The organism is Robertmurraya mesotrionivorans, assembly GCF_050971805.1.
GTDB lineage: Bacteria > Bacillota > Bacilli > Bacillales > Cytobacillaceae > Robertmurraya_A.
This window is the reverse complement of the sequence record NZ_JBPCCH010000007.1, coordinates 22,646-34,536: the sequence shown is the minus strand read 5'-3', so window position 1 is coordinate 34,536 and position 11,891 is coordinate 22,646. Positions and strand designations below refer to the sequence as shown.

General features: G+C 37.6%; 13 protein-coding genes. 2 read left to right on the top strand and 11 right to left on the bottom strand.

Annotation, left to right across the window (positions count from 1 at the left end):
- Positions 1-5: 5 nt before the first annotated feature.
- The 5 genes from ACRX5O_RS12910 to ACRX5O_RS12890 form a co-directional block, all read right to left on the bottom strand.
- Positions 6-1,016, bottom strand: a complete 1,011-nt coding sequence (locus ACRX5O_RS12910; protein ID WP_433906486.1) for an ABC transporter ATP-binding protein — start codon at positions 1,014-1,016, stop codon at positions 6-8.
- Between the two features lie 5 nt (positions 1,017-1,021).
- A complete protein-coding gene (locus ACRX5O_RS12905; RefSeq protein WP_433906337.1) occupies positions 1,022-2,047 on the bottom strand; it encodes an ABC transporter ATP-binding protein in 1,026 nt (341 codons plus the stop codon).
- Between the two features lie 179 nt (positions 2,048-2,226).
- On the bottom strand, positions 2,227-3,015 hold the full coding sequence (locus ACRX5O_RS12900) for a DUF2268 domain-containing putative Zn-dependent protease (protein WP_433906336.1): 789 nt from the start codon (positions 3,013-3,015) through the stop codon (positions 2,227-2,229).
- Between the two features lie 110 nt (positions 3,016-3,125).
- Entirely contained in the window at positions 3,126-4,364 is a 1,239-nt protein-coding gene (gene fabF / locus ACRX5O_RS12895; protein WP_433906335.1) for a beta-ketoacyl-ACP synthase II, read from the bottom strand.
- A 49-nt stretch (positions 4,365-4,413) separates the two neighbouring features.
- Positions 4,414-5,346, bottom strand: a complete 933-nt coding sequence (locus ACRX5O_RS12890) for a beta-ketoacyl-ACP synthase III (RefSeq protein WP_433906334.1) — start codon at positions 5,344-5,346, stop codon at positions 4,414-4,416.
- A gap of 183 nt (positions 5,347-5,529) precedes the next feature.
- Between ACRX5O_RS12890 and ACRX5O_RS12885 the strand changes: the two genes are divergently transcribed.
- Positions 5,530-5,859, top strand: a complete 330-nt coding sequence (locus ACRX5O_RS12885; protein ID WP_433906333.1) for a hypothetical protein — start codon at positions 5,530-5,532, stop codon at positions 5,857-5,859.
- A gap of 46 nt (positions 5,860-5,905) precedes the next feature.
- On the opposite strand, the gene ACRX5O_RS12880 is transcribed toward ACRX5O_RS12885, so the two are convergent.
- The 4 genes from ACRX5O_RS12880 to ACRX5O_RS12865 all read right to left on the bottom strand — a co-directional run bounded on the left by ACRX5O_RS12880 (position 5,906) and on the right by ACRX5O_RS12865 (position 8,506).
- Positions 5,906-6,094: a ComZ family protein gene (locus tag ACRX5O_RS12880; RefSeq protein WP_433906332.1), complete on the bottom strand. Its 189-nt coding sequence runs from the start codon at positions 6,092-6,094 to the stop codon at positions 5,906-5,908.
- A 13-nt stretch (positions 6,095-6,107) separates the two neighbouring features.
- Positions 6,108-7,061, bottom strand: a complete 954-nt coding sequence (locus ACRX5O_RS12875; protein ID WP_433906485.1) for a BMP family ABC transporter substrate-binding protein — start codon at positions 7,059-7,061, stop codon at positions 6,108-6,110.
- Positions 7,062-7,185: 124 nt separating this feature from the next.
- Complete coding sequence (locus ACRX5O_RS12870) at positions 7,186-7,698, bottom strand: hypothetical protein (protein ID WP_433906331.1); 513 nt, start codon at positions 7,696-7,698, stop codon at positions 7,186-7,188.
- 70 nt (positions 7,699-7,768) lie between these two features.
- Positions 7,769-8,506 carry a hydrolase gene (locus tag ACRX5O_RS12865; protein ID WP_433906330.1) on the bottom strand — a complete coding sequence of 246 codons (738 nt, stop codon included), beginning with the start codon at positions 8,504-8,506 and terminating at the stop codon, positions 7,769-7,771.
- A gap of 190 nt (positions 8,507-8,696) precedes the next feature.
- On the opposite strand from ACRX5O_RS12865, the gene ACRX5O_RS12860 reads away from it, so the two are divergent.
- On the top strand, positions 8,697-8,885 hold the full coding sequence (locus ACRX5O_RS12860) for a YjzD family protein (RefSeq protein WP_119707239.1): 189 nt from the start codon (positions 8,697-8,699) through the stop codon (positions 8,883-8,885).
- 60 nt (positions 8,886-8,945) lie between these two features.
- Here the strand turns inward: ACRX5O_RS12860 and clpB are convergent, their stop codons facing one another.
- Positions 8,946-11,531, bottom strand: a complete 2,586-nt coding sequence (gene clpB / locus ACRX5O_RS12855; RefSeq protein WP_433906329.1) for an ATP-dependent chaperone ClpB — start codon at positions 11,529-11,531, stop codon at positions 8,946-8,948.
- Between the two features lie 94 nt (positions 11,532-11,625).
- Positions 11,626-11,814, bottom strand: a complete 189-nt coding sequence (locus ACRX5O_RS12850; RefSeq protein WP_119707237.1) for a YjzC family protein — start codon at positions 11,812-11,814, stop codon at positions 11,626-11,628.
- Positions 11,815-11,891 lie beyond the last annotated feature (77 nt).

The window sequence follows — 11,891 nt, the reverse complement described above, 5'->3', positions numbered from 1 at the left end:
TTCTGCTAGTTGTATAAATGACAAGCGACTCTATGCCCAGGCTTCACCTCCTTTAAAGTAGGCTTAACCTGCTGACATTCAGGCATTGCATGAGCACAACGAGGATGAAAGGTGCACCCTTTTGGCGGATCAATCGGGCTTGGCACATCGCCTTCCAGAATAATTCTTTCCTTCTTTTTTCTTGGATCTGGCTCAGGAATAGCAGAAATTAAAGCTTGTGTATACGGATGCAACGGCTCGGCATACAAGCTACTTTTCTCCGCTACTTCAACTAGTCCACCTAAGTACATTACTCCAATTCGGTCACTCATATGTTTTACTACACTTAAATCATGAGCGATAAACAAGAAGGTTAAATCAAACTCATCTTGAAGTTCTTTTAACAAATTTAAGACCTGTGATTGAACGGAAACATCTAGAGCCGAAACTGGCTCATCCGCAATTATTAACTTTGGCTTTAATGCAAGCGCTCTCGCAATTCCAATTCTTTGTCTTTGTCCGCCTGAAAATTCGTGAGGATATTTGTAATAGGCATCTTCAGGTAATCCTACCTTTGTTAAAAGCTCCATTACTTCTGGTTTTAACTCCTTAGAGCTTTTATTTGTGAAATTTCTAATAGGCTCAGAAATTAAATCTCCGACCATCATCATTGGGTTTAGAGAAGCATATGGATCCTGAAACACCATTTGAAAATCTTTTCGTACCTTTCGAAGCGATACCCCACGAATATTTGTAATATCGTCTCCGTCGAAAATAATCTGTCCGTCTGTTGCATCTAATAGGCGCAAGATAGTACGACCAGCTGTCGATTTCCCACAGCCAGATTCACCAACAAGTCCAAGTGTTTCCCCTTTTTTAATTTTAAACGAAATATCATCTACTGCTTTGACAACAGCAACGGTTTTTCTAAAGATCCCACCCTTAATAGGGTAGTAGGTTTTAAGATTTTTCACCTCGAGAAGAACATCATTATTTCTCTTATCTTTTTTATTTAATGTTGTTTCCTTAACTTCCATGTTCATTATGCTTGCACTCCTTCTCTTGGCCTGCTAGTTGGATAAAGCAGGCAGGAAACTTCGTGCCCCTCGTCTGTTTCGGCTAGAAGTGGTGTGATACTTGTACATTCTGGCATCGCATGAGGACAGCGGGCAGAAAACTTACAGCCGACCTTTGGCATGTTCTTTAACGATGGAACAATCCCTTTAATGGAACTTAATACCTCAACATCCTCATCCATCCGAGGGATAGCCCCCATTAGCAACTTTGTGTATGGATGTTTTGGATCGTGAAACAAGGTATCGACATCTGTTTTTTCAACAACCTTACCTGCATACATAACGATGACTTCATCGCACATTTCTGCAACTACCCCAAGATCATGAGTAATTAAAATGACTGACATATCATTCACTTTTTGGATATCTTTAAGCAGTTCCAAGATTTGTGCTTGAACCGTTACATCAAGAGCTGTCGTCGGTTCATCAGCAATCAGCAGCCTAGGTTGACACGCGATTGCAATCGCTATCATTACTCTTTGCCTCATACCTCCAGAGAGCTGATGCGGGTACTCATCAATAATTTTCTCTGGTCTTGAAATACCTACACTCTTTAACAAGGCAATACTCTTTAATCTCGCTTCTTTTTTTGAGATTTTCATATGATTAAATAATACTTCTTGAATTTGAAAGCCAATTGAAAACACTGGATTTAGCGAGGTCATAGGTTCCTGGAATATCATTGCAATCTCTTTACCACGAATACTATTAATCTCTTTATCTGACATTTGCTCTAAATGCACACCTTCAAATTGTATGCTTCCTGACTTAATTTTACCGATACCTTTTGGTAGGAGCTTCATAATTGACAAACTCATTACCGATTTACCACAACCTGATTCACCAACAATTCCAACAATTTGCCGTGGTTTAACAGAAAATGACACATTATCAACTGCATTATAGTATTGACCATCAATAGAAAATGCAGTTTCTAGGTTTTTCACCTCAAGCAAAGGTGTATCTTTATGTAATTGAGTATTTACGCTCATTGGACACCTCTTACGTTTTTTTAATTATTCAGTTAATTGGTTCTATTTGATTAAAATATTATTACAGTTAAATGACAATTGCAAGATTTTTTTAACAATTGAAAACATTCAAGTTATTGAGAAAACAAAAAAAGCCTCTACTTTAAGGCTTTAAAGTGTATTTGAAACCCTTGATACAACTAGGTTTCTTCGACTTTCGTAATAAAATACTTTCCTGGAATTGTAAATGAAGTTTTTGTAGAAAAGTAATTTTCCTTGTAACACTTTCTAACAAGGTAATACCCGCATGCATAACCTAATAGTTTGGGGTATGCACCAAAACCAAATAATAATCGATCATGTTGTTCCTCTGTTTTTTTCAATTTTAGATTTGACATGATATATTTCTTCATGTACATTTCTATGTCTTCCTTACTATAATAATGACACCAATCAGCCAAGTATTCTGTGCCACAGTTTTTTTCAACTTCTAATTCTGCTAAGCCTTCTAAAATAATGGAGTCTAGTAAAGTAAACTCTAACGGTTCCCTGTATTGTTTTTCCATCCGGCACACATGATGGTATTCATGGACAAATAATGCCTCTAATTCTTTTTCATCCTCATAATCTCCGATAAATAAAAACATTCTATCCGGGAAAGAAACCCCAGATTTTCTTGTTTTCCGCTCTCTAAAAAAGGAAGTGCTTGATTGAGTAATAGGGAAAATATAGATATTCACTTGGGGTCCATTCCACTTTTTTTTATACTTTTCATAAATTTTGTTAATCGTTTCCCATGTTTTTTTCTTTTTTAATATCTCATATGTTCGAAAGCTTGCACCGTTAGGTCGGTACATACCAAATGAGGAAAGATATTCATATATAGGCTTTGATTCACTTTCGTTAAACTCTTTTAAAAATCTTTCACATATAGCAACAGGATTCGAAAATTCTTTATCTAGCCATTCATCTGTACGTGCAACTACCACCCAACTCCCCCATTTCTTTTACACTGTAATAGCATACTATGAGAAAATAACCAAAACTTGATTAAAGCCATAAAAAAACAGAGCGGATATTACTCCACTCTGTTTCATTTTTATTTATATGCTTTAAAAACGATTGTTGCGTTATGACCACCAAAGCCAAGTGAATTGCTCATTGCTACTTGTACTTCTTGTTTTCTAGCTTCATTTGGTACATAGTCTAAATCACATTCTGGGTCTGGTGTTTCATAGTTAATCGTTGGTGGAATCATGCCTTCTTTAATCGCTAATACGCTAAAGATCGCTTCAACTCCCCCAGCTGCTCCAAGCAAGTGACCCGTCATAGACTTTGTTGAACTAACTGCAAGCTTATACGCATGTTCACCAAACACTTCTTTAAGAGCTAATGTTTCAAAGCGGTCATTGTAATCGGTACTTGTTCCATGTGCGTTAACGTAGTCCACTTCATTGACGTTTAAACCTGCATCGTTTATCGCCATTTTCATTGCGCGCGCTCCGCCTTCTCCACCTGGTGCTGGTGCAGTAATGTGGTAGGCATCACCTGTTGCTCCATAGCCAACGATTTCTGCATAGATTTTTGCCCCACGAGCTAAAGCATGCTCTAATTCTTCTAATACGACAATTCCTGCTCCTTCTCCAATAACAAAACCATCACGATTTAGATCGAAAGGACGGCTTGCCTTACTTGGGTCCGGATTCGTTGATAGTGCTGTGTTTGCACAAAAACCTGCAACAGACATTTTAGTAATAGGTGCCTCCGCTCCACCCGTTACCATTGCAATGGCATCACCTCGTTGAATAACCTTAAAGGCATCACCGATTGAATTAGTACCCGTTGCACAAGCAGTTACTGTACAAGAGTTAAATCCTCTTGCTCCTAGTGTAATTGAAACCTGACCTGTTGCCATATCCGGAATCATCATTGGTACAAAAAACGGACTAACTCTTCGATAACCTCGACTTAAAAACGTCTCATACTGACTTTCAAATGTCTCCATTCCACCGATACCCGATCCAATCCAAACACCAATATTATGCGAGTTGCTGTCATTAATCTCAAGTCCTGAGTCTTCAACCGCCATCTTTGCTGCTGCTACTGCATAATGAGTGAAACGATCCATTTTTCGAGCATCTTTTTTATCAATGAAATCTTCCACTTGGAAGTCCTTTACCTCTGCAGCTACTTTTGCTGGGTATTCATCTGCATTTAGTCTTGTAAGCGGTCCTACACCAGATACACCTGCTAATACATTGTTCCAAGCTGTTTCAACGTTATTACCAACTGGGGTAACAGCACCAACTCCTGTTACAACAACTCTTTTATTTGTCATGTCTGGCAACTCCTTTGATTTTCTTTATTAAATATAATAACTTATATAATTACTTGCCCCAACGCATGGCAATGGCACCCCAAGTTAATCCTCCGCCAAAGCCTACCATAACGATTAGGTCATCCTCTTTTATTTTACCAGCTTCTACCTCTTCTACCAATGAAATCGGAATGGATGCTGCTGAGGTATTTCCATATTTATCAACTGTTTTCGACATCTTTTCTTCAGGAAGCTCTAATCTTTGTCTTGAAGCCTCCATAATTCGAATATTCGCCTGATGTGGAATTAAAAAGTCAACGTCTTCCTTTGAAAGCCCTGCCTTCTCAAGAACATTCACGCTACTTTCTCCCATTTGTCTGACTGCGAATTTGAATACCTCTCTACCATTCATTACGATGTAATCTTCCTGGTAAAGATGCTTTCCACCTGTACCGTCAGCTCCAAGTTCGAAAGACAGTATACCTCTACCTTCCGTTACTTTTCCCATAACTACTGCTCCAGCACCATCGCCAAACAATACAGCTGTATTTCGGTCTTGCCAATCCGTAATTTTTGATAATTTCTCAACACCAACTACTAGCACATATTTATAGCTGTCGCTCTCAATAAACTGCTTAGCGGTAATCATTCCGTACATAAATCCTGCACATGCCGCACTAATATCCATTGCCGCAGCATTTACTGCACCTAATTTCTCCTGTAACATACAAGCGACAGAAGGAAACGGTTGATCTGGTGTCACCGTGGCTACTAATATTAACCCAATTTCCTCAGGTGAAATCTCCGCATCTTCAATTGCTTTTTTTGCAGCTTCGAAGCCTAAATCGGATGTATTAACGCCTTTTTCAGCTATTCTTCTTTCTTCAATACCTGTTCGTGTGCGAATCCATTCGTCAGAGGTGTCGACCATTTTTTCTAAATCCGCGTTTGTTAACACTTTATCTGGAAGACATCTACCAATACCGATAATTCCCGCCTTCATGTTCCCAGCTCCTTTATATAACTACATTTATTATCAATTATTATGACTTGGTACTAAAATTTTAACAGTAGTTCCCCGTTTTATCAATCTTTTTATCCTATTTATGTACATTCCCCTTCTAACGTCCATACATTCTATATTCCTTTTCATAACCTATTAATAAGGGCGAAAGGAGGTAGAATGATGCTGAGTAATAAAGATGAAAGAGATCCCTTTTCAACACTAATGTTTCCATCCAGAAGAGAACCCAATCAAGAGACTGAGCAAATGGAAAGTGTTGAAGGAATGTCCGAGCATGAATGGCTATTTGGAAAAAGACGGTCACACCCAAAAGACGAATCTTTGAATAATAGTCCTAAAAACCAAACAGCAATCGAAAAAGCAATAAACAATGTAAATATACCCGAACTTATGAATCATTTTGACACATTAATGACATCTGCACAAAGCCTGAAACCTTTATACAAGCAAATCAAGCCGGTCATTTCATCATTTTTAAACTCTAAAAAATAAATAAAACAAGGCTGATATCTCTATTGTTAGAGAATCAGCCTTGTTTTTATTCTTCTTGCTTTGCATCTTTTACGCCAAGTTCATATGCTTCCTGCATGACTTTCGTAAACAACGTCATAAATGGCTGAATGAGATCCATAGATAATTCAATACCTGCATTTTCTAATTGCTCCTTAGCCTCCGGTAAATATTTCATAGCAATCCCCATAAATTCCATTGTTTTGTCTTGAGACATGTTGAAAATCCTCCTATTGATTTGGCAATTCACCAGTTTCTTTATACTTTGTAATTAAAGCTGTTATTTCATCTTCAAATGCTTGATCCACATCGGGACTGAACTTCCCTAAGGAAATCACATTATCTTGAAAATCAAAGGTAAGGTTTCCTGATTGCAATTCGTTCTTGCTGTATTTTTCAGCAACTAATTCATATAGTTTATCTACATGCTGAACGGTGCTAGTCAGAACAGTTGATTCCCCTAAATCAGACTGATCGGAAATAAACCCTATTGCATACAATCCGTTTTCTTTTATTTTCTCAATAACTGGCACATTGTATCCATCACCAGCTGGATAGATTACATCCACCTTGTTCTTCATCATACGATCCAAAAAGCTTAAGGCCTTATCATCATCGTCCCAATGGCCGACATAATCGATTTGTACAGCTACATCCTTATTTTGGTATTGAGCTCCCTCAAGGAATCCTTTTACTTCTGGCTGCCATTCATATGCAGCGATTATCCCTATTTCATTGGTTTTTGTCATCTTTCCTGCTACCATTCCACCAAAAAAACCCATAGCATATGCTTCAAAGTTTAAGCTCGTTGTATTTTCCTCATGAGCATCACTGTTAAAACTCACAAAATGTATTTCAGGGTACTTATTTGCTAGGTTGTTAAAATATGGACCGTACTCATTACCATGCCCAAAAATGAGATTAACACCTTTTTGCTCAAACTCTTTTACCGCTCTTTCAACGATTGCCTCTGAGTTCATGTCTTCTTTATAATAAACGTCAACTTTAAAACGGGATTGAATTTTTAACATTCCTTTATACCCTTTAGTCCCCCAAACCTGATCATTGATTGTTTCTGGCACCAATAATCCGACCTTTTTCAGCTCGCCAGAAGACATAGGTTGTCCACAGCTTGTCAGGAAGGGCAGGCTTAAAAGAAGTAACACTCCAACCCGAACAAACATCTTACGCATTTTCTTTTCCGCCTTTCAAAAGGACACTCAACTAAAAAATGAAAGTCCAATTCACTTACTATTTATCTCTTACATTCTACCTTTAACATATAAAGAATGAAAAGTTTTTTTTGTTTTACCCAAATCCAACAACGTCCATTATCGCTCTAAAGATGGAAGAAAACTCTTTACGTTCAAATTCTTCAACTACATTACTACCATTCACTTCATGGGATAACGATACAAAAAAACACATTACATTTCCATCATATTCATTATCATTTCGTTTCTCCCACTCTGTGAAAGGGTGAATAAATACAATTGAGGATTTAGAATTTGAAGCAATGGACTGTAACTTCCTTTTTAACTTGCTATATTCCTCCATCCAAACACGCTTTACGTTTTCGTCAAAGCCATTCAGAAAAACCCAAGTTGATGTTGTAGTCAAATCACCTTGTTGAAGCCACTCATTTAAACCAATTTCTTCAAAATTTGCATTTCTTCCAATCTCCATCCTTCTATCGTTATAGATCGTTTCGTCGCCTGTTTGAAGATGAATCCCTCTTACTTCATATCCTTCTTCTAATAGTAAAGCGGTCATTTCGAATCCTAGCTCCTCCAAAGCCCCAAGTACAAGTACCTTGTCCATAAAAAAAGCCTCCCTGTTACTCGATATACCAGTATATGCGCAGGGAGTCACCACTATTCTTAGTTCTTTATTACAGTACTTTTTCATGCTGCTTTAAAAATTTTGTAACCTGTTGAGCGATTTGCTGTTTTTTCTCTGGCAGCATATAACACACAGTAACAGGTGCATTCGTATCCTCCCACTTCACTGACAATTCTTTTAGTAAATTGGATTGTTTATAGGCACGATTTCCGGACAGGACATGAATGATCTTCGTTGGGGTTTTCGGCTTCACATGTCGGTCACCCTGCTCACTGATTAGTAACTCAACAATCTGATGATAATCTTGTTCGTAGGATTGAGACAGTTCTCTCATAAGCTTCTTATAAAAGAATTTATGCTCCTTTTCCTGCTCTAAATGGTCTTTTAAAGAAAGAATAGGGTTGATAAGCACCGTTGAACGAATATTTTCCTCCATCATATCAATGAGCTTTAAAGCAACAAGTGCTCCCATACCTTCAGCTAAAATATGAATATTTTCATTAATTATTTCCGTTCGGATAATATACTCATAGAGTCTTTTCGCTAGCTTAACTGCCTTGTCACTTCCCCAATGCTTTCCGTAAAGGTTGGAATAAAAGACCGTGTAGCCTGACTCCCTGAGCTTCTGAATGAGTGTCCATTTCCCTTCATTTTGCGTCCAAAAACTACTTTTCTCATCAACAAAATGTCTTTCGTCACCAATAATTAAGATACCGAAACCGCGTGGTTTTTCGGGATAATGAATCATATTCCATTCGGTATCCAGTTTAAAGTTTCGGTTCTCCATACTAAAAACTCCTTCAACGTCATTTTGCTCCATAATAATGTATGAATCATTATTTAAAATGAAAGGGAGATTAGCCTAAATTCGGTGGATTGACTGATAAATTTCTACCTTGTTTTGTCAATATTCATTTATTATTTTATAGCGATATGGTAAGATGAATGAAGATTTCAATATGTAAGAGGTGAAAAAAATGAGTTACTTTTGGACATTTTTCTGGACGTTCTTATTAGTACAAATGCTTTCATACGTCGTTTCGTCCATGATTGGAGTTGCGTTTCATTTTGAAACCGGTGCCATAGTTGGAGTGATTGTTACAGTACTAATTTTTGTTATTGGTGCTGTTTTACCGAATGAGCCAAGCGGTCATGAAACACATTAATCTTAATAAAAAATGTTTGAAAAAAGTCATCCATATTCGAAGGATGACTTTTTAATTTGATCAGAGGATATTTAATTTTATTTTACCGTCTATCAATTCAATCTGTACAGTGTTTTTCTCCTTAACCTTACCTGAAATAATTTCCCTAGCTAACAGGGTCTCAATATTTCGCTGAATGTATCTTTTTAAAGGTCTAGCACCGTATACAGGGTCAAATCCATGTGTAGCAATATACTCTCTTGCTGTATCCGATATTTCCACATGTATATTTTGTTCCTTAACCCGCTGACTCAATTCATTTATTAATTTGCTAACAATTTCTTTAATCGCTGATAAATCTAAAGGGTTAAAGGTAATAATTTCGTCAATTCGATTTAAAAATTCCGGGCGGAAATGAGTTTTTAATAACTCAAGTACTCTTTCCTTTCCCTCATCCTTATTTGATTGGCTTTCTAACAATATATGAGAACCAATGTTGGATGTCATAATAATAATTGTATTTTTAAAATCTACCGTTCTTCCTTGAGAATCAGTAATTCTTCCATCATCTAACATTTGCAATAAAATATTAAATACTTCTGGATGAGCCTTCTCTATTTCATCTAAAAGAATCACTGAATAAGGCTTTCTTCTCACTGCTTCTGTAAGTTGTCCACCTTCTTCATAACCGACATATCCAGGGGGAGCACCAATTAATCTAGATACGGCATGCTTTTCCATGTATTCAGACATATCGATTCGAATGATTTGTTCCTCGCTATCAAATAATACTTGCGCAAGTGCTTTCGCTAATTCTGTTTTTCCAACACCTGTTGGCCCAAGGAAAATAAACGAGCCTATTGGTCGATTGGGATCCTTAATTCCAGCCCGCGCTCGTAAAACAGCATCAGAAACGAGTTCAATTGCTTCAGACTGTCCAACTACCCTCTCTTGTAAAATGCTTTCTAGCCGAAGAAGCTTCTCTCTTTCTCCCTCTACTAACTTCACAACAGGGATACCTGTCCATCGAGAGACGATATTTGCGATTTCCTCCTCTGTAACCTCTTCACGAAGCAATCGTTCCCCTTGCTTCGAATTCATTTCCTTCTCCAATAGTTCAAGCTCTTTTTCAGCTGTTGGAATTTTCCCATGTCGAAGTTCTGCCGCACGATTTAAATCATATTGGTTTTCTGCATCTTCTAGCTCTCTTCTTAATTTCTCTAATTGTTCTCGTTTTTCTTGGACCTTTTGAATTCCTTCTTTTTCCTTAAGCCACTTAGCCTTCATTGTAGCGACTTTTTCCCTTATGTCTGCCAGTTCCTTTTGTAGAAGATGAAGGCGTTCTTTACTCTGACTATCTACTTCTTTCACTAATGCAGCTTCTTCTATCTCTAATTGCATGACTCTCCGTGATACTTCGTCTAATTCGGTTGGCATCGAGTCAATTTCAGTACGAATTAAAGCACAAGCTTCATCAATTAAGTCAATAGCTTTATCTGGCAAAAAGCGATCTGTAATATACCGGTCAGACAATTTAGCTGCTGTAACGATTGCTCGATCATGAATATTAACTCCGTGATGAATTTCAAATCGTTCCTTTAGCCCTCTCAAAATAGAAATGGTATCCTCCACATTCGGTTCCTGAATGACCACCTGCTGGAAACGTCGTTCTAATGCAGGATCTTTTTCAATGTATTTTCGATGTTCATCAAGAGTTGTTGCACCTATACAATGCAGCTCTCCTCGAGCAAGCATCGGCTTTAACATATTACCAGCATCCATCGCTCCTTCTGTTTTTCCAGCTCCTACGATTGTATGAAGCTCGTCGATAAATAGAAGGATCCGACCATCACTCTTCTTAACTTCATTTAATACTGCTTTTAGTCTTTCCTCAAATTCACCTCGAAATTTTGCACCTGCGATTAAAGCACTCATATCAAGTGAAAAAACGGTTTTATCCTTTAACCCTTCCGGTACATCCTTTCTAACAATTCGTTGAGCAAGTCCCTCGACAATGGCCGTTTTTCCAACTCCTGGTTCTCCAATTAAAACAGGATTGTTTTTCGTTTTCCGTGACAAAATTCGAATCACATTTCGTATCTCCGCATCCCGTCCAATTACAGGATCAATCTTTCCCTTTTTTACCTCTTCTACTAAGTCACGTCCATATTTATTTAATACATCATAAGTTGATTCCGGATTCTGTGAAGTCACCTTTTGATTCCCCCTAATCTCATAAATAACTTCATGTAATCTTTCCTTACTAATTTTATGTTTCTTCAAATATTGACTAAATGTCGTTTCCTGTATGCTGGCTGCTGCTAACATTAAATGTTCTACAGACATGTATTGATCCTCTAGTGCATCCTTCTCTTTTTCTGCTTGGAGGAGAAGTTTTTGAAGGAGAGATGTTATATATATATTGGTTTGTGTATTTCCGCTTAATACCTCGGGCTTTCTCTTTCTAATTTGCTCCAGCTGGTCTAAGTACGGATCCACCGAAAGCTGAAGACGTTCTATTATCATAGTTGCTAAACTGTCCTGTTCTTTGAAAAGAGAAATAAAAAGGTGAGCTTCGTCAATCTCTTGATGGTTTGATTTTCTGGCTAGCGCTTGAGCCTCAGAAAACGCCACCTGCACCCGTTCAGTCATTGATTGAAAATCCATAAGGCTCCTCCTTTGACCATTTTTGACCTTTATTCAATTTCTATTATAATCCATTTTTCGCATAAGTAAAGCCATCCATATAGGATGGCTTTACTTAGTTATGAGTGTACTTTGGTGCATATGTCCATTGGCGCTCGTCATTTGTTGATTCTGGGAAACGTTCGCCTGCTTTTAGCTTAATTTTTTTAGGGTTCGTAACCATAGAACCTGTATCACCTATCTCTATATAGACACCATTGTTTGGTGCCTTATCACCTGAACGAAAACGATGGTTTTGTCCCATAATTCCACTCCTTTCTAATGGTCGATTATAGTATTACCCAAATAAAAAAATCCCTGCGAAAACGCAGGAATCCTTTT